We start from the raw sequence: 19,471 nt of genomic DNA on the forward strand, positions 1-19,471 counted from the left end.
AAAAGGGGAACGTCCATGAAAACGTCCATGACCAGGAAGCAACTACTGCTGTCCAGCTTCGTCGCCTTCACGTGCTTTGTCTCGAGCGCTGCAATCGCCGGACCGATCGAGAGCTACGCGCCGGTTACCCAGCAGCGCCTGGAGAATCCGGAACCAGGCAACTGGATGCTCTATCGGCGCACCTATGACGGGCAGGGCTATAGTCCGCTCGACCAGATCAACACCTCCAATGTCAAGGATCTCACGCCGGTCTGGACGTTTGCCACCGGCGTGGTCGAAGGCCATGAGGCGCCACCGATCGTCAACAATGGCGTGATGTTCGTGGCAACGCCGATGGGGCAGGTGATCGCACTGAACGCGAAAACCGGCGATGAATATTGGCGCTACAAGCGGCAGCTCCCCGACGATCTGTTCCAGTTGCATCCGACCAGCCGCGGCGTCGGCCTGTGGGAGGACAAGCTCTATCTCGCCACGACCGACGACCATGTCGTCGCGCTTGACGCCAAGACCGGCAAGGTGGTGTGGGACACCAAGGTGCAGGATTACAAGAAGGGTCAATACATGACCCTGATGCCGCTGATCGTCGATGGCAAGGTCATCGTCGGCGGCTCCGGCGGCGAGTTCGGCGTGCGCGGCTATGTCGCCGCATTCGACGCCAAGGACGGCAAGGAGCTGTGGCGGACCTTCACCATTCCCGGCGAAGGCGAGCCCGGTCACGACACCTGGCAGGGCGACGACTGGAAGAACGGCGGCGGCTCGGCCTGGATGACCGGGACCTACGATAAGGAGACCAAGACGGTCTATTGGGGCGTCGGCAACGCTGCGCCATGGCCCGGCGAGATGCATCCCGGCGACAATCTCTATACGTCATCGGTGCTTGCGCTCGATCCCGGCAACGGGAAGATCAAGACCTATCATCAGTACCACCAGAACGATTCCTGGGACTGGGACGAGGTCGATGCGCCAATGCTGATCGACCTGCAGCGTGACGGCCGCAATATTAAGAGCCTGGTCCATCCGGGCCGCGACGCAATCTTCTGGGTGCTCGAACGCACACCGACCAAGATCAACTACATCGCCGGCTGGCCGTTCGTCTCGACCGATGTCTGGAAGGGAATCGACGAGAACGGCAAGCCGATCCTCGATCCCGCGCACAAGCCGGTGGTCGGAAAGCGGGTCGAGTTCTGTCCGTCACTGTGGGGCGGCAAGGACTGGCCGTCGGCGGCCTATAGCCAGAGGACCGGCCTCGTCTATGTTCCCGCCAACGAGAATTTCTGCGGTGGCTTCACCGGCGAGAAGATCGCGCTCAAGCCCGGCGAGCTCTGGCTCGGTACCAAGCCGGAGGATATCGGCCTGAAGACCAAGCCCGGCGCCGATCACTTCGGCGAGATCCAGGCTTGGGATCCCACGACCGGCAAGAAGGTGTGGCAGCACAACTTCCCCAAATCGCAGATGTTCGGCTCGGTCACGGCGACCGCGGGCGATCTCGTCTTTGCCGGCGGTACCAACGACCGCAACTTCCGCGCCTTCAACGCCAAGACCGGCGAGCTGTTGTGGGAGCAGAAGACCAACTCCGGAATCATGGGCATGCCGATGTCCTATGAGATCGACGGCACGCAATATATCGCGATCCAGTCGGGCTGGGGCGTGGACGCGCAGCGCATCCAGGACGCGCTCGCGACCAACAATATCGGCATCGAGTCCAACGTGCCGCAAGGCGGCGTGATCTGGGTGTTCGCGCTGAAGAAATAAGCTCCGCAGGCGGATCGAAGACGGCGGAGCGCGTGGGGGCAAATGCGGCGGACGGCAACGTCCGCCGCATTTTGCGTGGGCGCAGCGTAGCTACTTCCCTCGCGCTCGACCTTGTCCTTCTCCTTCTGGTTCATCTCCCGAACCTTCGGATCCGGATTGTGCTGCCCCGTGGTCTGGGTGGTCGAGGCGGGCGGGGCGGTGGCGTTCGGAAGCGAATTCTGGTCCGGCGCTGTGGGGCGCGTGGCCGTGGTCGGTGGCGTCGTGTTGCTCTGGGCGAACACGCTGCCGGTCGTCAAAGAAAGGCGCTCGACAGCAGAGACTGCGAGCGCCTTTGAGGTGTTGGTCATCGATCTGCTCCTGTCAGATCGATGGAAACGGCGCGAGGCCGCGTCTGTTCCGTCAAGCCTCCAATTGCTTGCCGATGGGCAGCGCGCGGATGCGCTTGCCGGTCGCGGCGAAGATCGCGTTCATCAGCGCCGGCGCGAAGGGCGGAACGCCGGGCTCGCCTACGCCGCTCGGCGGCGTGTCAGGTCCGGGCGGCACGATGTAGACATTGGTCACAACGGGAGATTCGTCGATCCTGATGACCTGGAAGTCGTCAAAGTTCTTCTGCTCCACCTTGCCGTCCTTGAATGTGACCGCGCCGTATTTGGCGAGGCTCAGGCCCATGATTGCCGCGCCTTCGATCTGCGAGGCGATGCGCTCGGGATTGACATAGGTGCCGCAATCGATGGCGGTGTCGACCCGTGGCACTGTCAGCTTGCCCTTGTCGTCGACGGCCACCTCGACGATGGTCGCGATGTAGCTGACGAAGCTGCGGTGCACGGCGATGCCGAGGCCGTGGCCCTTCGGGACCTGACGGCCCCATTCACCCTTCTCGGCGACCAGCTCGACCACCTTGCGCAGGCGCGCGGTGTCGATCGGGTAGCTGTCATAGGGCTCGCCGTAGTTCCACAAGTCCTTGACGGCGGGCTTGACGATCCGCGGCGTGCCGATCAACGCGAGCAGCGTCTCCTTCTGATCGCGCCCGGTCGCATTCGCGATCTCGCCGACCATCGATTGCACCGCGAACGCGCGCGGGATATTCGAGACCGAACGGAACCAGCCGATGCGGGTGAATGCCGCGGCTTCCGGATTCTCGCAACTGATATTGGCGATCTCGAACGGCATGTCGACGAGACCCATGCCGAGTTCGAAGGGCGCCGCATGCTTGGCACCGGCTGCGAAGGTCGAGGCGATGGTCGGCGCCACGCTGCGATGGCGCCACGCGATCACCTTGCCGTCCTTGTCCAGACCCGCCTCGATCCGCTCCACCGAGACGGTGTGCAGGAAATCGTGGTGGAGGTCGTCCTCGCGCGTCCATTGCACCTTGACCGGCGTGCCGAGCTCCTTCGACAACAGCGCGGCCTCAAGCGCGAAATCGCATTTCGACTTGCGACCGAAACCGCCGCCGAGCAGCGTGACGTTGACCGTGACATTGTCCTCGGGAATGCCGAGCGTCTTGGCGACGTCCTCGCGGGTGCCGCCGGGGCTCTGCACCGGCGCCCAGATCTCCGCTTTGTCGCCCTTAACGTCGGCAACTGCGACCGGCGGCTCCATGCTGACATGGGCGAGATGGGGCAGATAATATTCGCCGACCACGACCTTGTCCGCCGCCTTCAGCGCGGCGTCCGCGTCACCCTCCTGGCGCACGACGAGGCCCGGCTTGCGCGAGGCGTCCTCGAGCTCCTTGCGATAGGCAACGGAGTCGTATTTGCCGTTGGCGCCGTCGTCCCAGACCAGTTTCAGCGCGTCGCGGCCCTTGATCGCTGCGCCGGTGTTGCGCGCGATCACTGCGACGCCGCCGAGCGGCTGGAACTTCGACGGCCACGGCCATCCGCGGACCTGCATCACTTTCTCGACGCCGGGCACTTTCAGGGCAGCGTCCGGATCAAACGAAGTGAGCTTGCCGCCCGTCACCGGCGGGCGGGCGATCACGGCGTATTTCATCCCGGGCAGTCGCACGTCGGCGCCATAGCGCGCCTTGCCGGTGGTAATGTCGTGGAGATCGACGATGCTGACCTGGCCCTTGCCGAGATAGCGGAAATCCTTGGGGTCTTTCAGCTTGAGACCTTCGATGCTCGGCACCGATTCCTTGGCGGCGTCGGCTGCGAGTTCGCCGAAGCCGAGCTTGCGGCCGCTGGCGCTGTGGATCACCTCGTGATTGACCGCCTTGACCTCGGTCGCCGGCACGCCCCAGCGCTTTGCTGCGGCCTGTTCCAGCATGATACGGGCCGAGGCGCCGATCTGGCGCATCGGAATCAGGTAGTGTCGCGTGCTGCGCGAACCGTCGGTGTCCTGGTTGCCGAACTTGACCTCGTCACCATGGGCTTGCTGCACCTTGACCCTGGACCAGTCGGCCTCCATCTCCTCGGCCACGATCAGCGGCAGGCTGGTGCGCACGCCCGTGCCCATCTCGGCGCGGTGGGCGAGAATGGTGACGGTGCCATCAGGCGCGACCGCGACGAACACGCGCGGATCGACCACGACGCCATGCGGCATCTTGTCGGCGCCGGTCTCATAGGCGAAGGCCTGGCGCGTCATCACGGGTGCGGCGAGCACGAAGCCGCCGGTGACGCCGAGCCCCTTCAGGATGCTGCGGCGCGAGACCTTCTCGACCTTCAGATTCTTTTCGAAGCCACGAAGCTTCCGCGGATTGTCGATGAAATTCATATCACACTCCCGTCGATGCGAGGTGGACGGCGTTCTCGATGCGCTGGTAGCAGCCGCAGCGGCAGATGTTGCCGGACATCGCCTCGCGGATCTGGTCATGCGACGGCTTGGGATTCTCCATCAGCAGCGCAGCCGCCTGCATGATCTGGCCGGCCTGGCAGAAGCCGCATTGGGGAACATTGACCTGGCGCCAGGCCTTCTGGACGGGATGATCGCCATCGGGATGCAGCCCCTCGATCGTCGTGACCTCGCGCCCCGCTACGTCGTTGATCGACGTAATGCAGGAGCGGACTGCCTCCTTGTCCACGATGACGGTGCAGGCGCCGCACAGGGCCTGGCCACAGCCGAATTTGGTGCCGGTCAGCCCGGCTTCGTCGCGCAGGAACCAGAGTAGCGGGAGATCCGGGTCGCCGTCCCAGCTCTGTTCCTGGCCGTTGATTTTCACCTTGATCATGATCATCCCTCGCTCTTCATAAGCTTTGCCAATGTTGGAATAGCCGATTTCGCTCGGCACAATGGTCCGCGCGTCGTCGCAACCGCACTCCAGCCTGCTGCCCTGCACGGGCAAATCCCGGCAGGAAGCTGGAACAGGAATCGCAATGTCCGGATGTGCTCGATACCTCCCGTTTTGTTCTTGATTGTTTGAACTCGCGCGGCATCGTGACGGCGCGAACCTAGCAGAGATCGCGCCGGACCGGCATTCACAGCCGGGTGTTCTCGACGTGAACAGATTGCATCCGGGGTTTGTCAAAAGCAGGGCGCGGCAACAGGTCGCGCGTTGCACAATTATAGAATCTGAGGCGCGGTGAAAAAAGCTTCGTCCGCCAGAGGGACTGCGCGGACGAAGCAGTATTCCTCAGTCGAGGGAGGGAGAATCGCAGCGACGCTGACTTCAAGCAGGAAGAGGGCGGCACTGGGAAGTCATTCAGAGACCAGGACTGAGGGAGCGGAACGCGCTCGCATACGCAAGGTGCACAGGCGGCAAACTCGCCGCAAATCATTCGAGAGCTGTCCGTCCCCTGTCTGGTGACCAGCGAGGGGACGGACAAGTTTCTGGCGGCCTTGTCAGGCGGCCTTGGCCTTCGCCACGTGGGTCGCGATAGCGTCCATCAGCGCCGGTGACAGGCAGTCATAGGGCTCGAGCCCGATTTCTTTCAGCCGCGACCGGATGCCGGCCATCTGCTCGGGCTTGACGCCGGATTCGATCACCGAGGAAACGAAGGCGGCGAATTGCGGTGCCTGCGAGCCCTGCTCCTGGAACAGTTCCGGATGGACGAAATCGAGCCCGTAGAACGGATGGTTCTTGTTCTCGATGCGGCCGAACATGTGGGTGCCGCAAGCCTTGCAGGCGTGACGCTGGATCACCGCCGAGGCGTCGACGATCTGGAGCTTGTCACCGTTCTCGAGCACGGTGACGTTCTGGCGCGGCACGACGGCCACGACCGAGAAGGTCGCACCCTCCGGCTTCCAGCACTTGGTGCAGCCGCAGGCGTGGTTGTGTGCGACGTCGCCCTTGATGCCGACCTTGACCTGATGGTCCTTGCATTTGCAGGCGAGCGTGCCGCCGGCGAAGTGGCCTGTGCCTTGTTTGAGACCGTTGTCGATCGAGGGGTGGAGTGCAGTCATGGGTCGATCCTCCTTGGGGGTGACGCTTGCGAGTTAGAACACGACGACTGAACGAATCGATTTACCCTCGTGCATCAGGTCGAAGCCCTTGTTGATGTCTTCGAGCTTGAGCGTGTGGGTGATCATTGGATCGATCTGGATCTTTCCGTTCATGTACCAGTCGACGATCTTCGGCACGTCGGTGCGGCCGCGGGCGCCGCCGAAGGCGGTGCCGCGCCAGTTGCGGCCGGTGACGAGCTGGAATGGACGGGTTGCGATCTCCTTGCCGGCTTCGGCGACGCCGATGATGATCGAGGTGCCCCAGCCGCGATGGCAGGCTTCCAGCGCCTGGCGCATCACCGTGGTGTTGCCGGTGCAGTCGAAGGTGTAGTCGGCGCCGCCATCGGTCAGGGTCACCAGATGCGGGACGATGTCGCCGGTGATCTTCTTCGGATTGACGAAATCAGTCATGCCAAACCGGCGGCCCCATTCCTCCTTGGAGTCGTTGACGTCGACGCCGATGATCTTGTCGGCGCCGGCCATCTTGGCGCCCTGGATCACGTTCAACCCGATTCCGCCGAGGCCGAACACGACGACGTTGGAGCCCGGCTCGACCTTCGCGGTGTTGACGACGGCGCCGACGCCGGTGGTGACGCCGCAGCCGATATAACAGCTCTTGTCGAACGGGGCGTCCTCGCGGATCTTCGCTACCGCGATCTCGGGCAGCACCGTGAAGTTCGAGAAGGTCGAGCAGCCCATATAGTGGTAGATAGGCTTGCTCTTGTAAGAGAAGCGGCTGGTGCCGTCAGGCATCACGCCCTTGCCCTGCGTCGCGCGGATCGCGGTGCAGAGATTGGTCTTCTGGCTCAGACAGCTTTTGCACTGACGGCATTCCGGCGTGTAGAGCGGAATGACGTGATCGCCGGGTTTCACCGAGGTCACGCCCGCGCCGATCTCGCGGATGATGCCGGCGCCCTCGTGACCGAGGATCGACGGGAAGATTCCTTCGCTGTCAAAACCGTCGAGCGTGTAGGCGTCGGTGTGGCAGATGCCCGTGGCCTTGATCTCGACCAGGACCTCGCCGGCCTTCGGCCCTTCCAGATCGACTTCGACGATTTCGAGCGGTTTTTGGCTTCGAAAGCGACGGCGGCACGTGTCTTCATCGGTAACTCCTCGAATTCTCGCAGGATGCCAAGACTTAAGTCTCGGCCGGGCTGCAAACGTTCACTTCTTGCCCATGCATGAGTCTTCATTTTTGGTATAGGCGTCGTTCTTGTCCTCATGCTTGCCGGGACGGGCGCGGCCCCAGGCCTCGTTGGAGCGGGCGCGCAGATAGACGTAGAGATCGTCCATGTAGCAGGCGACGTTCGGGTTATCTCCGAAGGCCGGCATCACGTTCTCTGAGGCGGTGGAGATATTCTTGCGGCCCGAGGCGACGACGCCGAGAAAATCGGCATAGCTCATCGTCTTGAGCGAATCCTTCAGTGCGGGCGCATAGGTCGAGCCCATGCCATCCGGGCCATGACACACATGGCAGTCCGAGTGATAGCGGCGGTATCCGGAATAGGTGTACCAGTCGACGGAATCGCCGTTGATCTTGTAAGTCGGGTTACCTTCCTTATCGAGCCATTCGCCAGTTTCGTTCTGCTTGACGGCGGTCGGGTCGCCCGAGCCGTCCGCGACAGCAATTCCTCCGGACGCAATGAAGATCATCGCAGCAATGACAGAGCAGATTTTACGCAAGAGGTGTTCCTCGAAGGCGTTCGGTGGAGACGAGCCGGCGCGTGGAGTTGATCCACGCGCCGGAGCGATACGAAGGTAAGGCTAGTTCGCGGGCAGCGAGAACACGGTCAGCGTGCCGCCGAGTGCCGTGTAGTTGCTGAGCGCGGCGTAGCCACCAACTGCACCGAGACCTGCGGTCGGATCGGTCAGGCCTGCTGCCAGACCGATGCCGGCCCAGCCGCCCACGCCGGAGAGCACTGCGACATACTGCTTGCCGCCATTCTCGTACGTGGTGACGTTCCCGATGATGCCGGAGGGAGTCTTGAACTTGTAGAGCTCCTTGCCGGTCTTGGCGTCGACCGCCTTGAGGTAGCCTTCGAGCGTGCCGTAGAACACGACACCGCCTGCGGTTGCGAGCGCACCCGACCAGACCGAGAACTGCTCCTTGTTCGACCAAACGATCTTGCCGGTCTTGCCGTCCCAGGCGATGAAGTTGCCCATATTGGTATCGCCCTGCGGCGGATACATCGAGAGCGTCGCACCCACATAGGGCTGGCCCGCGGTGTAGCTCACCTTGAACGGCTCGTAGTCCATGCAGACGTGGTTGGTCGGAACGTAGAACAGCTGCGTGTCGGGCGAGTAGGCTGCCGGCTGCTCGTCCTTGGTGCCGAGCGCCGCCGGGCAGATGCCCTTCACGTTGTGATCTTCGCCGGCCTTGTCGGTCGAAGCCGCGTCGAGCACCTTCGGACGACCATAGGTGGCGGAGTTCTTGTCCATGTCGACGCCGGAGGTCCAGTTCACCTTCGGATCGTACTTCTCGGCGACCAGCAGTTCGCCGTTGGTGCGATCGAGGGTGTAGCCGAGACCGTTACGATCGAAATGCGTCAGCAGCTTGCGCGGCTGGCCGTTGATCGACTGATCCGAGAGGATCATCTCGTTGACGCCGTCATAGTCCCATTCGTCATGGGGCGTCATCTGATAGACCCACTTGGCCACACCGGTGTCCGGGTTACGTGCCCAGATCGTCATCGACCACTTGTTGTCACCGGGACGCTGCTTCGGATTCCAGGTCGAGGGATTGCCCGATCCGTAATAGATGAGGTTCAGTTCGGGATCGTAGGAGATCCAGCCCCAGGTCGCGCCGCCGCCGATCTTCCACTGATCGCCTTGCCACGTCTTCAGGCTGGAGTCCTTGCCGACCGGCTTGCCGAGTGCGGTGGTCTTGTCGTCAACCAGAATCTGGTCGTCCGGCCCTTCCGAATAGCCGCGCCAAGCGACCTTGCCGGTCTTGATGTCGTAGGCGGTCATGTGGGCCTGAACGCCAAACTCACCACCGGAGATGCCGACCAGCACCTTGTCTTTGACGACCATCGGCGCCGAGGTGCCGGTCTCGCCCTTGCTGGGATCGCCGTTCTTGGCCGTCCATGCAACCTGACCGGTCTTGGCGTCGAGTGCGACGAGGGTCGTGTCGGCCTGATGCAGGAAGATCTTGCCGTCACCGAAAGCGAGGCCGCGGTTAACCGTGTCGCAGCACATCACCGGGATGACGTTCGGATCCTGCTTCGGCTCATACTTCCAGACGATCTTGTTCTCCTGCGAAAGGTCAATGGCGTAGACCTTGTTCGGGAACGGCGTATGGACGTACATCATGTTGCCGATGATCAGCGGGCCGCCTTCGTGGCCGCGCAGCACGCCGGTCGAGAAGGTCCAGGCGACCTGGAGCTTGCCGACATTTTGTGCGTTGATCTGGTTCAGCTTGGAATAGCGGGTATTGGCGTAGTCACCTGTCGGCATCACCCAGTCTTTCGGGTTCTGCGACATCTTGATCAGCTCGTCGTTGGCTGACGCGCTGCCGACGGCGAGAGCCGCCGCGGAGCCAAGAAAGGTCGCCAGTAGTACCTTGCGCATAGTCATTCCTCCGTTTGGTCTCGTTTATTATGTCCGAAGCATTGCTCAATCACCGGGCTTCTCGTCCGGCGTCTGCTCGTGCAGGGCGGTCGCGTTGGGGACCAGAAACGATGCTGTGCTGTTTCCTCCTCCGATGAGAGCTACGGGTCCACGTGCAGGAGCGGCCCGTTCTTTTTGTTCCTGCCGCAATCCGTAACGACTTCGCCAACGGGAAACTTGCCCAAGAGTGAACCCGCTTTGCTTGACAGCGCACGGAGGCAAAGTTTTTGATTTTGCACTAGCGAATTCAGCGGCTTCCGCGCGGCTTGGCGGCGCGGACCGACGGTCAGGTTCCGCTTGACGGCGCTGCAACTAAGGCGGAGGATTAAGTTTCAAGAGCGGCGAAGGAACGATGGCGCTCGTTTCAAAGACCGCTCACATTTGAGGTAAACGTCACGCAATCATGGCTGAGGGCTCCAGCAGGCGCTGGCCGCGATTTGCGTCGGATCTCCGGGTATCACCAGTGGCTGGATTAATGTCCGACACAATTCACACGCTCTCGACGACCGGGCTGACGCCGAAGCGACAGATCCAGAGCTGGATCGATGGGCTGACGAGTCTGTGCGGGCACTTCGATGTCGATCCGCTGGAAGCATCCTCGCTCGAGGGACGCATCGACTACACCAGCGTCTCGCGCCTGAAGCTCTGTCAGATCGAGGTCAGCCAGCATCGCATCGCGCACACGCTGGCGCGCGCCAAGGCCAATGAACACCCGTACATCAAAATTCACTTCCAGACATATGGCGTGTCCTATTTCGAGCAGGAGGGCCGCCACATCGAGCTGAACCCTGGTGACATCATCGCCTATGACGTCTCATGTCCGCATCTGATCGTCAGTCCCGCCTTCACGCGCCACGACGTGGTGATCGTGCCGAAGGCGCTGCTGCGCGATCGCGGCTTCCCGTCGCAGCGTATGCCGGCCTGCAAGCTGTCGGCGAAAACGGGAACGGGACGGATCGCCCATGATTTCGTCCATGCCACGTTCGACGAGGCGGCGAAGCTGTCGGCCAACAGCGCGGTCGGCGTTGCCGATTCGCTGATCGACCTGTTGCTGCTGCCGCTGCGTGAAGCCGACACGATGTTCGATCGGGGCGGGCCCGAGGCGATGTATGTGCGTGCCCAATTTTTCATCCGCGAGCACCTGCGCGACCCCGATCTGTGCATCGACCAGATCTCCGCCGAGCTCGGCTGCTCCAAGCGCTATCTGCACATGCTGTTCTCAGAACGCGGCACCACGGTGAGCGATTACATCTGGCAGGCGCGTCTCCAGAACTGCCGCCAGGAGCTCGAGGCGCACGGCGGCAAGACCATCACCGACGTCGCGTTCTCGTGGGGCTTCTCCAGCTCATCGCATTTCAGCCGCGTGTTCCGGAAATATTTCGGTGTGGTGCCGTCTTCGATCCACAAAGCGCAACAGGGTGCTGCCGCCTCGAACGAGCATTAGGCGCGGTTCCTTGCGTAAGGAGCGCCTTGCGACGGTGTGGTCGCTTACCGCATCAAGCGCTGCCAGACAATCTCCGTCAGGGCCACCGCGATGAGGCCGAACGCGCTGGCGGCATGTGCGGCCACCTCACCGCTGAATGATCTGCTTCCAGACATCGCCAAGGATTGCGGGCTCCCGCGGCGGCAGATAGGTCAGGCCGGCCTGCTTGCCGAATTTGGCGATCTTGCCCTCGGCTGCAAGATCCGTCAGCGCCTCGTTGACGGCCTCGATCAAGGCAGAATCGCTGCCAAGCCCGACATAGCCGCGATTGGCCCCGATCGGATAATAATAGCCGGAGGCTGATATCGCGGTGTCGGGATGCGCGTCGCGGTGGGCGTCGTAGCGCGCCAGATCGATCAGGGTCGCATCATAATCGCCGCGATCGAGCGCGCCCAGGAGGTCGTCGCGGGCGGGCACGAGATGGGTGATGTTGTCGATCAGCCGCCCCCTGTCGAAGGTCATCAGGATGGCGTCGCCCAGAGATCCGCTTTCGATCGCGAGGCGCAGGCCGGCGAGGTCGCCGATATCGCTGATCTTGCGGCCGCGCGCCTTCGGCCCGAGCACCACCGTCAGCGGCGAATAGACGTAAGGCCGGCTCGGGGCGAGCACGCCGAGCGCAACGCGGCGGCGCCGGTCATCGCGCGTGGCGCCGGCGAAATCCGGCAAGCGCGCCGTCTTCAGGCCGGGCTTGACGAGGGAATCCGTCGTCAGCGCGTAGCCGCCGACCAGCGCGCAGCGGCCGTCGGAGAGCAGCGCATTGGCCTCGAGCTGCGGGCTCGAATCCTCGTCGAGTTTGCTCTCGAACCACTGGATCCGAGCGGTCGCCCGAGCCGGTCGGCGACGGCCTGTCCGAGCAACACGTCGAAGCCCGTGTCCGCCTTGCCGCGATGATGCACCGAGAGCGGCGGCCGGTCCTCGTCCAGACAGATGCTCAAGGGATCGGCCGCCCAAGCCGTCGCCGTCGGGGCCGCAAGCATCGCAGCAAGCCCCAACGTTGCGAGCCAACCCTTCATGGCTTCCTCCGGCTCGAGATGAAGGCCCAGAGATTTCCGATCTCGTCGTCGCTTAAAATGTCACCCCAAGGCGGCATCTTGTTGTTCTTGCCGTTCTTCACGGTCGTGACGAAGCGCGTCCGGTCGTCGGGAAAGGCGCGCAGGTCCGGCGTGATGGTGCCGGAATTCATCATGTTGGGGCCGTGGCAGTGCGAGCATTTTTCGGCATAGGTCGACTTGCCGTGCTCGATCTGTGCCTGCAGCGGATTGCCATTTGAATCATCCGCGGCGCGACCGGTCGCCGCAAGCGCGACCGTCAGCACCGCGACGGTGGCGAGGATCGCCACCGTCTTGTGAGCCATGTCTCTCAACGTGTCTTGCCGTTACTGCTTCACCGCAAAGACCCACAGCGAGCCACCGGGCGGCACCTTGGCCAGCCGCTCGTCGCCGGAGAACAGCGAGTAGACGCCGCCATAGCCGCTCGTGACGGCGATGTACTGCACGCCATCTTGCTGCCAGGTCACCGGCTGTCCCTCGATGCCGGAGCCGGTCTGGAACTGCCAGAGCTTCTTGCCGGTCTCGGCGTCGAAGGCCTCGAACTCGCCGGTCAGCGCGCCCGTGAACACAACACCGCCCGCGGTCGACAGCACGCCGGAGAAGCGCGGGATGTCGCTTGCCGCCTCCCACTTCGCCTTGCCGGTCATCGGATCGATCGCCTTCAGATGACCGCGCGCGCCGTCACCCCATTCCCAGGGATCGGTCAGGTCCATGCCGAGATACCATTCACCCTGCTTGAAGGTGGCCGGCTCCGATTTGTACCTGCCTCCGAAGGCGAGCGTGTTGGCGTAGGCGAGGCCGGTCTGCGGGTTGAACGACATCGGCTCCCAGTTCTTGCCGCCGAGGATCGACGGATAGACGGTGACCTTCTTGCCCTCGCGCGCATCCTTGACGACGTCGGTCTCGATCGGACGGCCGCTCTTCAGGTCGACGCCGGTTGCCCAATTCACCTTCACGTAAGGATTGGCTGCAAGCAGCTTGCCGTTGGTGCGGTCGAGCACGTAGAAGAAGCCGTTGCGGTTGGCATCCATCAGCACCTTGGTCGGCTTGCCCTCGACGTTCATATCCGCGAGAACCATCTCGGCCACCGAGTCATAGTCGAACGGATTGTTCGGCGAGAATTGGTAATGCCACTTGATCTTGCCGGTCTTGGGATCCATCGCCAGCACGGAGCAGGTGTAGAGATTGTCGCCGGGGCGCACGGCCGCGTTGAACGGCCCGGGATTGCCGATGCCCCAATAGACCGTGTTCAGCTCGGGATCATAGGAGCCCGTGATCCAGGTCGAGCCGCCGCCGAGCTTCCAGGTGTCGCCCTTCCAGGTGTCGCCGCCGGGCTCGTCCGGCGAGGGAACCGAATGGGTGCGCCAGAGATGCTTGCCCGTTGCCGGATCCCAGCCATCGATGAAGCCGCGGGTGCCGAACTCGGCGCCGGAGATGCCGGTGATAACCACGCCGTCGGCGACCAGCGGGGCCACCGTCATTGAATAGCCTTCCTTGATGTCGGCCGCCTTCTGTCGCCACAGCTCCTTGCCGTCCTTGGCGTCGATCGCGATCACGTTGGCGTCGAGCGTGGTACGGAACAGCTTGCCGTCGAACAGTGCGGCACCGCGGTTGATGATGCCGCAGCAGACGATGCGCGGTGTCTCGGCCGGATATTCGATCTTGGATTTCCAGATCTGCTTGCCGGTCTTGGCGTCGACCGCCATGGTCGCGTTGTGAGAGGTCACGTAGATCACGCCCTGGTACACCAGCGGCTGCGATTCCTCGCTGCGATCGTCGTTGAAGGAATAATTCCAGACCGGGACGAGGTTCTTGACGGTGTCCTTGTTGATCTGGTTCAGCGTCGAAAAGCGCTGGAGATTGTAGCCCATCCCGTAATTGAGAACGTTCGACGTATCGGTTGCGCCTTTGACCAGTTGATCGGTCGTCTGTGCGCTCGCAACCGAGCATGCGGATATGACGAGGCTCGCGGCCATCGCAAAGCGTTTCATCCGTTCCTCCCAATATGCGCGCCTTTTGACGCTGCGATCGCAACACTCCGCCCGAAAGCAAAACCCGTCAATACGAAAGTCGAAAGCGCCTTGCCGAAATGTTGGACGACAGATGCCAGGCTCGGTGCTGTAATCCTCGAAGAACTCTGCTCGTCTTGCGCCGATGCGCTGCACCAATTTCCACGGCGCGAAGATTGGCGCCGCGAGAATTTTGGCCCAACCCGGATCCGTCGCGGGCGAAGTATCGCAATTCGGCTTGAACGGCGGCCGGCTTGCGGCCTTATGTTGTCGCGATCCCCGGCGAATCGGGGCTCATGGTCAGGGAGGTCAAAATGATTTCGCGTCGCTCAGTTGCGCTTGCGCTTACGCTTTCTGTGCTCTCCGGTCCGGCCTGGTCGGCTTCCGGCGCGGTCAAAATGTTCGACAGTGATAATGATGGCACGCTCGATCTGGCCGAGGTGAAGAAAGCAGCCTCCGCGCTGTTCGCAAAGCTTGATCCCGACCATGATGGGACGCTCGACGTGCGTGAATTGCGCGGACGGTTAACGGCAAAAGAACTCGCCGCCGCCGATCCTGATCACGATGGGACGCTGACGCTCGACGAATATCTTGCCGTGGTGGAGCAGCGCTTCAACGCGGCGAATCCTGACAAGGATGGAACGCTGGATGCGAAGGAGCTGAACTCGCGCGCGGGCCGCGCACTGCTGCGGCTGCTGCGTTGAGAACAGAAGCGCTTGACTGGGAGCGAAGGCGGTTTGCCCGAGAGTGAACTGTATGCGTGTGACGCGACAGTTCGCTGTGTTCGTTGTCCGATTCCAGACTTGCGCAGCTGCTGACGCAGCCCTAGGTTTTGCCCGGCGCGATATCGCGCTCAATACTTGGGGAGACCCCGAATGGCTTGGAAAGCTCCGAAGATCGTGGAAGTGCCGGTCGGCATGGAAATCAACATGTACGCCTGCGCTGCACGCAAGTAAGACTGACGACCTGCCGCGGCTTTGATGGCGAATGCCGTCGAAGCCGTGGTAGTGTTCGTGATGCGCATTGGAGCCCACATAATCTGGACGGCGATCGCGTGCACGCTCACGCTCGTGCCAATGTCCGCCGGCGCCGAAGAGGGCTTCGACACCGAGCATATCTTCGGCTTCATGATCGGCAGCGATGTCGGCAACCCCGGCGACCGCGAATTTCAGACGGAGACGACGGGACGCTTCGGCAAGGGCGGCGGCACCTATCGCGCCCTTGGCCAGGAGGTCGAGATCGAGATCGTGCCGCTGCCGAATTTTCGCATCGAGGTCGGCAGCACCGCCACGCTGCACGACATCACCGGCGTCCCTGATATCGATGACCGCCGCCAGTTCAATTTCCAGGGCCTCTCGCTCGACCTGCGGTATCGCTTGCTCGACCGTGAGAACTCCCGTTCGGGATGACGATCGCCGCCGACACCCATGGCGATCGCATCGACGAGGTCAGTGGCGCGAAGGGACGGATGTATGGCACCGAGTTCACGCTCGCCGTCGATCGCGAGCTGATTCCGAATTTTGCGATCGGCGCGGTCAATTTGATCTACCAGCCGGAATGGACGCGCTTCGAGGTGAACGGGCTGTCCGAGAAGAGCTCCACCATTGGCGCTGCCTTCGCCGGCATGGTGCGTGTGAGCCCAAACGTGCTGCTCGGCGGCGAGATGCGCTACTTCCGCCAGTATGAAGGCATCGGCCTCGGCGAGTTCTCCGGCCAGGCCCTGTACGTCGGACCGACCGCCTATTTCCAGCTCTCCGCGCAATCGCGGCTCACCCTGAGCTGGAGCATGCAGGCTTGGGGCCGCCCGGCCGGATCAGGCGCCAATCTCGACCTGGTCAATTTCGAGCGGCATCAGGCAAGGCTGGTGTTCGGGATTAACTTCTAGCTGCAAGGTGGGTTCCCCGCCTCCGTCTCACGCGGATTGAAACTTCCGGCTCCTCGGGACGTATCCCGTTGTGCTAGCCTGAACCGCTTCCGCGCGAGGATCCCGGCATGAATCCGATCGATCTGGTGGTGACTGTGTGTGCGGTGCTCTCGCCTGCGACCTGCGAGGAGCAGCACCTGGTGTTCAATTATGCGGGGTCGCCGACGCAATGCGCGATGGCCGCGCCGCCCTATATCGCGCAATGGGTCGGCGAGCATCCGAAGTGGCAGGCGGTGCGCTGGCGCTGCGAATATCCGCACCCGAACGACAAGGCGTGATGCGATGTAAGACCCTCATGGTGAGGAGCGCGGAACGCGCGTCTCGAACCATGAAGGCCCTGCTCGCCTGTGGCCATCCTTCGAGACGCCCGCTGCGCGGGCTCCTCAGGATGAGGATAAGGATGAGGTCAATCTACTTCGTGCAGTCCTTCAAATCCTTGTCGGCAATCGAGAACACTGCGTCGGCCTTGATCTCGATGTCGCGGACGAGGCATTGCCGTGAATTGGGGTAGCTGACCTTGGCGTCGTAGCGGCCGGGCTCGATGCCGGTGATGCGCAGCCGCTCGTCGTGGTCGACCTCCTTGTCCTTGTCGTTCAGGCACTGGTTCGGACCCCAGTCGGTCTTGCCAACAGGCGCGAGCTGGAAGCCGGAGATCGTCTCGCTGGTCAAATTCCAGAGCCGGATGCCCTTGCCCTTGGTCTGCGCGAGCGTCGCGCCCGGCATCGCAACCAATAGGATGCCGATCGCAATCAGCTGACGGCGCATGGTGACCTCCTCGACGATCTCGTTTGAGACAGTTGACCACGAGTTCTTATTTCGATTCAAGCTGCAGCGTCGCGAGCTCCGCCCGGATCCTGGCAAGCTCAGCCTCACGGCGCGCGGCGCGCGGAATCGGGATCGGCACCTCCTGCACGATGCGCGCCGGACGCGGGGACAGGAAGAACAGGCGGTCGCCGAGACGGATCGCATCGTCGAGGCTGTGGGTGACGAGCAGCGTCATCACCGCTCGGTTTGCCACTAGCGTCGCGATCTCGTCGCGCAGGCGGCCGGCGAGCGCATCGTCGAGCGAGGCGAGGGGCTCGTCGAGCACGAGCAGGTCGGGCTCGACTGCGAAGGCGCGGGCGAGCGCGACGCGCCGGGCGAGGCCCAACGACAGTTCGCCCGGGAAGTGGCTCCGGTGCGCCTCCAGCTCTAAAATCCTGAAAAGCTCGGCGAGCTTGGCATCGCTCGCAGCAGGCGCAGCCAACCGCACGTTCTGCTCGACCGAGCGCCACGGCAGCAGCCGCGGCTCCTGGAACACCATGCCGATCCGCGCCTCCGGTGGGCGCGCGACATGGCCGTCGAAATCGCAGTCGAGCCCAAGGATGATGCGCAGCATCGTGCTTTTACCGCAGCCGGACGGGCCGATCAGGACTCCGACCTCGCCGGACTGCAGCGCGAATTTCATCGGCGCCAGTACCGCCTGCGTTCCGCCCGCAGCGCTTTTGAACGTCTTGCCTGTGATCTCGACCTCAAGCCGCACGGGGGCGCCACCGCATTGCGCGGGCCTCGAACGGCTGCACCAGCGCCGTCTCGATCACGAGCACGACTGCGGCAAATGTCAGGGAATAGGCGAGCAGCCTCGGCGTATCGAACAGCTGGAAGGCAACACCGATCTCGAAGCCGACGCCGTTCGGCCGTCCCAGCAACTCGGCGACCAGCACGATCTTCCACACTAGCGACAGGCCGGAGCGGGCGGAGGCCGCAATATAGGGCGCAAGCTGCGGCAGCACGACATGGCGGAACGCGCGCCAGCGCGGCATCGCGAACACAGTCGCCATCTCGTCGAGCGAACGGTCGAGCGCGCGCGTGCCCTCGCGCAAGGTGACGACCGCAGTCGGCAGCTTGTTGATGGCGATGGCCGCGATCGCCGCGGCCTCGGTGAGCCCGGCCCAGATATACGCCAGCACGATCACCACCAACGCCGGCAGGTTCAACAGCAGGATCAGCCAGGGATCGCCGAACCGGTCGGCGAGCTTGACCCGTCCCATGAGATAGCCGATGGCGCTGCCAAGCGACATCGCCAGTACGAAAGCCAGCGCGACGCGTGCCAGCGTCGCACCGAGATGCAGGAACAGTGCACCGCTTGACGCTTCCGCGATAATGACATCGAGCACGGCGGGCGGGGAGGGCAGCTTCGCGCCACCGACGAACAGCGCGGCGGTCCACCAGATCGCGAGAAACAGGGCGAACGAGAAAAGGCGCAGCACCTCAGTCTCCGGGCACTGCGTGATAGAACGTGCCGGGATCGAGCTCGGCCGCCGGACCGACCAGGTCGCGGCCGCCGGTCTCGGCCAGCACACGATAGAGCACGCGCGCATCCGCTTCCTCATCGTCGATGTTCCGACGTGGAATGCCGTCACGATAGCGGTCGCGGTAGGTTTTGAGCATGGCCGGATCGGTCGCACCGGTAAGCGAGGCGATCTTGTCCCAGGCCTCATCCGAGGTGACCAGCAGCTGTTTGGCCTTGCGGGTCATGGCGATGAAACGTGTCACGGCGTCGCGATGGCTCGCGGCCCAGCTCTCGTCGAAGACGTACCCGACGGCGGATACTGCGCCCTTGGCGCCGAGCTTCGGCAAAATGTCCTCGATGCCGGCGAGGCGCCGAAAACCCTTGGCCTCGAGCTGGGCGCAGAAATTCCAGAAATTCAGGCTTGCGTCCATTTCGCCGTCGAGCGCCTTGGCGGCAATCAGGGGCGGCGCGCCATAGACGATGGTTGCATCCGATTTGAGATCGATGCCTTCCTGCTTCATCCGTGCCTGCAGCAGCAACCAGCTCTTGTCGATGGGACCTCCGCCGACGGCAAGCTTGCGGCCCTTCAGATCGGCAAGCGTCTTGATCGGCGAGGCCGCGGGCACCATCACGGCGCCGAGCGCGCTGGAATAGGGATAGAAGGTGAGCTTGGCGCCGAGCGCGCGCTCGCGCGACACCCAGAGCCAGTCCGACAACATGATGTCGGCATTGCCGGCGCGCAGCGCGATCTTGCCGGCCTCGGGGCTCGCAAGTTCGGTGACTTCCAGCGCCAGATTCGCTTCCTTGTCGAGCCCTGCGTCGCGAATTGTTGCCAGTTCCCAGGAGAATGTTCCGGTCTTCTGCACCGTCAGGCGGATGGTGTCCGCGGCACGGGCCGCCGTACCCAGCGTCAGCGCCAGGATCATCGCGAGCGCCAATGTTCGTGCCAATACTCTCATCACCTTGTGAGCCATTTCCTCGAAGGGAGTGCTTTTC

At 63.0% G+C, this 19,471-nt stretch carries 18 protein-coding genes and 2 pseudogenes; 7 read left to right on the forward strand and 13 right to left on the reverse strand.

Annotated features, from left to right (window positions below; translation table 11 throughout):
• Positions 1 to 27: 27 nt before the first annotated feature.
• A complete protein-coding gene (locus ACTGJ9_RS17535) occupies positions 28 to 1,752 on the forward strand; it encodes a methanol/ethanol family PQQ-dependent dehydrogenase (RefSeq protein WP_456678561.1) in 1,725 nt (574 codons plus the stop codon).
• Between the two features lie 399 nt (positions 1,753 to 2,151).
• On the opposite strand, the gene ACTGJ9_RS17540 is transcribed toward ACTGJ9_RS17535, so the two are convergent.
• The 6 genes and pseudogenes from ACTGJ9_RS17540 to xoxF5 all read right to left on the reverse strand — a co-directional run bounded on the left by ACTGJ9_RS17540 (position 2,152) and on the right by xoxF5 (position 9,699).
• Positions 2,152 to 4,464: a molybdopterin cofactor-binding domain-containing protein gene (locus tag ACTGJ9_RS17540; protein ID WP_456678060.1), complete on the reverse strand. Its 2,313-nt coding sequence runs from the start codon at positions 4,462 to 4,464 to the stop codon at positions 2,152 to 2,154.
• 1 nt (position 4,465) lies between these two features.
• Positions 4,466 to 4,918 (reverse strand): (2Fe-2S)-binding protein, encoded by a 453-nt coding sequence (locus ACTGJ9_RS17545; protein WP_194481159.1) that lies wholly within the window; start codon positions 4,916 to 4,918, stop codon positions 4,466 to 4,468.
• A gap of 611 nt (positions 4,919 to 5,529) precedes the next feature.
• The gene (gfa, locus tag ACTGJ9_RS17550; protein ID WP_456678061.1) at positions 5,530 to 6,090 is read right to left on the reverse strand and encodes an S-(hydroxymethyl)glutathione synthase; all 561 of its coding nucleotides are present in this window, start codon (positions 6,088 to 6,090) and stop codon (positions 5,530 to 5,532) included.
• A 33-nt stretch (positions 6,091 to 6,123) separates the two neighbouring features.
• Positions 6,124 to 7,232: pseudogene (locus ACTGJ9_RS17555) on the reverse strand (S-(hydroxymethyl)glutathione dehydrogenase/class III alcohol dehydrogenase).
• 61 nt (positions 7,233 to 7,293) lie between these two features.
• The gene (locus ACTGJ9_RS17560; protein WP_456678562.1) at positions 7,294 to 7,782 is read right to left on the reverse strand and encodes a c-type cytochrome, methanol metabolism-related; all 489 of its coding nucleotides are present in this window, start codon (positions 7,780 to 7,782) and stop codon (positions 7,294 to 7,296) included.
• A gap of 111 nt (positions 7,783 to 7,893) precedes the next feature.
• Positions 7,894 to 9,699: a lanthanide-dependent methanol dehydrogenase XoxF5 gene (gene xoxF5, locus ACTGJ9_RS17565; RefSeq protein WP_456678062.1), complete on the reverse strand. Its 1,806-nt coding sequence runs from the start codon at positions 9,697 to 9,699 to the stop codon at positions 7,894 to 7,896.
• 514 nt (positions 9,700 to 10,213) lie between these two features.
• On the opposite strand from xoxF5, the gene ACTGJ9_RS17570 reads away from it, so the two are divergent.
• Positions 10,214 to 11,182 (forward strand): helix-turn-helix domain-containing protein, encoded by a 969-nt coding sequence (locus tag ACTGJ9_RS17570; protein WP_456678063.1) that lies wholly within the window; start codon positions 10,214 to 10,216, stop codon positions 11,180 to 11,182.
• Positions 11,183 to 11,308: 126 nt separating this feature from the next.
• Here the strand turns inward: ACTGJ9_RS17570 and ACTGJ9_RS17575 are convergent.
• The 3 genes and pseudogenes from ACTGJ9_RS17575 to ACTGJ9_RS17585 all read right to left on the reverse strand — a co-directional run bounded on the left by ACTGJ9_RS17575 (position 11,309) and on the right by ACTGJ9_RS17585 (position 14,261).
• Positions 11,309 to 12,234: pseudogene (locus ACTGJ9_RS17575) on the reverse strand (substrate-binding periplasmic protein).
• The gene (locus ACTGJ9_RS17580) at positions 12,231 to 12,575 is read right to left on the reverse strand and encodes a c-type cytochrome (protein ID WP_456678064.1); all 345 of its coding nucleotides are present in this window, start codon (positions 12,573 to 12,575) and stop codon (positions 12,231 to 12,233) included. Before ACTGJ9_RS17580 ends, ACTGJ9_RS17575 begins: the two are co-directional and overlap by 4 nt.
• A 21-nt stretch (positions 12,576 to 12,596) precedes the next feature.
• Entirely contained in the window at positions 12,597 to 14,261 is a 1,665-nt protein-coding gene (locus ACTGJ9_RS17585) for a methanol/ethanol family PQQ-dependent dehydrogenase (protein ID WP_456678065.1), read from the reverse strand.
• Positions 14,262 to 14,593: 332 nt separating this feature from the next.
• On the opposite strand from ACTGJ9_RS17585, the gene ACTGJ9_RS17590 reads away from it, so the two are divergent.
• The 5 genes from ACTGJ9_RS17590 to ACTGJ9_RS17610 all read left to right on the forward strand — a co-directional run bounded on the left by ACTGJ9_RS17590 (position 14,594) and on the right by ACTGJ9_RS17610 (position 16,481).
• On the forward strand, positions 14,594 to 14,983 hold the full coding sequence (locus ACTGJ9_RS17590) for an EF-hand domain-containing protein (RefSeq protein WP_456678563.1): 390 nt from the start codon (positions 14,594 to 14,596) through the stop codon (positions 14,981 to 14,983).
• A gap of 171 nt (positions 14,984 to 15,154) precedes the next feature.
• Positions 15,155 to 15,235, forward strand: a complete 81-nt coding sequence (pqqA, locus tag ACTGJ9_RS17595) for a pyrroloquinoline quinone precursor peptide PqqA (RefSeq protein WP_012029362.1) — start codon at positions 15,155 to 15,157, stop codon at positions 15,233 to 15,235.
• 24 nt (positions 15,236 to 15,259) lie between these two features.
• Positions 15,260 to 15,688 carry a hypothetical protein gene (locus ACTGJ9_RS17600; RefSeq protein WP_456678066.1) on the forward strand — a complete coding sequence of 143 codons (429 nt, stop codon included), beginning with the start codon at positions 15,260 to 15,262 and terminating at the stop codon, positions 15,686 to 15,688.
• Entirely contained in the window at positions 15,685 to 16,164 is a 480-nt protein-coding gene (locus ACTGJ9_RS17605) for a hypothetical protein (protein WP_456678067.1), read from the forward strand. The genes ACTGJ9_RS17600 and ACTGJ9_RS17605 overlap by 4 nt, the downstream gene beginning before the upstream one ends.
• A 107-nt stretch (positions 16,165 to 16,271) precedes the next feature.
• A complete protein-coding gene (locus tag ACTGJ9_RS17610) occupies positions 16,272 to 16,481 on the forward strand; it encodes a hypothetical protein (protein ID WP_027534088.1) in 210 nt (69 codons plus the stop codon).
• 133 nt (positions 16,482 to 16,614) lie between these two features.
• On the opposite strand, the gene ACTGJ9_RS17615 is transcribed toward ACTGJ9_RS17610, so the two are convergent.
• From ACTGJ9_RS17615 to ACTGJ9_RS17630, 4 genes are read right to left on the reverse strand one after another with little or no spacing between them, the layout of a single operon-like run.
• Complete coding sequence (locus ACTGJ9_RS17615; protein ID WP_456678068.1) at positions 16,615 to 16,968, reverse strand: hypothetical protein; 354 nt, start codon at positions 16,966 to 16,968, stop codon at positions 16,615 to 16,617.
• 46 nt (positions 16,969 to 17,014) lie between these two features.
• Positions 17,015 to 17,725, reverse strand: a complete 711-nt coding sequence (locus ACTGJ9_RS17620; RefSeq protein WP_456678069.1) for an ABC transporter ATP-binding protein — start codon at positions 17,723 to 17,725, stop codon at positions 17,015 to 17,017.
• Positions 17,715 to 18,452, reverse strand: coding sequence for an ABC transporter permease (locus ACTGJ9_RS17625; RefSeq protein WP_456678070.1), 738 nt, complete (start codon positions 18,450 to 18,452; stop codon positions 17,715 to 17,717). Before ACTGJ9_RS17625 ends, ACTGJ9_RS17620 begins: the two co-directional genes overlap by 11 nt.
• A 1-nt stretch (position 18,453) precedes the next feature.
• A complete protein-coding gene (locus tag ACTGJ9_RS17630) occupies positions 18,454 to 19,434 on the reverse strand; it encodes an ABC transporter substrate-binding protein (protein ID WP_456678071.1) in 981 nt (326 codons plus the stop codon).
• Positions 19,435 to 19,471: the final 37 nt, after the last annotated feature.

Origin of the sequence: Bradyrhizobium sp. RDM12, from assembly GCF_051917485.1 — a bacterium.
Lineage (GTDB): Bacteria > Pseudomonadota > Alphaproteobacteria > Rhizobiales > Xanthobacteraceae > Bradyrhizobium.

Excerpts from the sequence above, each read along its gene's own strand:
- ACTGJ9_RS17535 (WP_456678561.1), top strand. The coding sequence starts at position 28 with ATGACCAGGAAGCAACTACTGCTGTCCAGCTTCGTCGCCTTCACGTGC.
- ACTGJ9_RS17540 (WP_456678060.1), bottom strand. The coding sequence starts at position 4,464 with ATGAATTTCATCGACAATCCGCGGAAGCTTCGTGGCTTCGAAAAGAAT.
- ACTGJ9_RS17545 (WP_194481159.1), bottom strand. The coding sequence starts at position 4,918 with ATGATCAAGGTGAAAATCAACGGCCAGGAACAGAGCTGGGACGGCGAC.
- gfa (WP_456678061.1), bottom strand. The coding sequence starts at position 6,090 with ATGACTGCACTCCACCCCTCGATCGACAACGGTCTCAAACAAGGCACA.
- ACTGJ9_RS17560 (WP_456678562.1), bottom strand. The coding sequence starts at position 7,782 with ATGATCTTCATTGCGTCCGGAGGAATTGCTGTCGCGGACGGCTCGGGC.
- xoxF5 (WP_456678062.1), bottom strand. The coding sequence starts at position 9,699 with ATGCGCAAGGTACTACTGGCGACCTTTCTTGGCTCCGCGGCGGCTCTC.
- ACTGJ9_RS17570 (WP_456678063.1), top strand. The coding sequence starts at position 10,214 with ATGTCCGACACAATTCACACGCTCTCGACGACCGGGCTGACGCCGAAG.
- ACTGJ9_RS17580 (WP_456678064.1), bottom strand. The coding sequence starts at position 12,575 with ATGGCTCACAAGACGGTGGCGATCCTCGCCACCGTCGCGGTGCTGACG.
- ACTGJ9_RS17585 (WP_456678065.1), bottom strand. The coding sequence starts at position 14,261 with ATGAAACGCTTTGCGATGGCCGCGAGCCTCGTCATATCCGCATGCTCG.
- ACTGJ9_RS17590 (WP_456678563.1), top strand. The coding sequence starts at position 14,594 with ATGATTTCGCGTCGCTCAGTTGCGCTTGCGCTTACGCTTTCTGTGCTC.
- pqqA (WP_012029362.1), top strand. The coding sequence starts at position 15,155 with ATGGCTTGGAAAGCTCCGAAGATCGTGGAAGTGCCGGTCGGCATGGAA.
- ACTGJ9_RS17600 (WP_456678066.1), top strand. The coding sequence starts at position 15,260 with ATGGCGAATGCCGTCGAAGCCGTGGTAGTGTTCGTGATGCGCATTGGA.
- ACTGJ9_RS17605 (WP_456678067.1), top strand. The coding sequence starts at position 15,685 with ATGACGATCGCCGCCGACACCCATGGCGATCGCATCGACGAGGTCAGT.
- ACTGJ9_RS17610 (WP_027534088.1), top strand. The coding sequence starts at position 16,272 with ATGAATCCGATCGATCTGGTGGTGACTGTGTGTGCGGTGCTCTCGCCT.
- ACTGJ9_RS17615 (WP_456678068.1), bottom strand. The coding sequence starts at position 16,968 with ATGCGCCGTCAGCTGATTGCGATCGGCATCCTATTGGTTGCGATGCCG.
- ACTGJ9_RS17630 (WP_456678071.1), bottom strand. The coding sequence starts at position 19,434 with ATGAGAGTATTGGCACGAACATTGGCGCTCGCGATGATCCTGGCGCTG.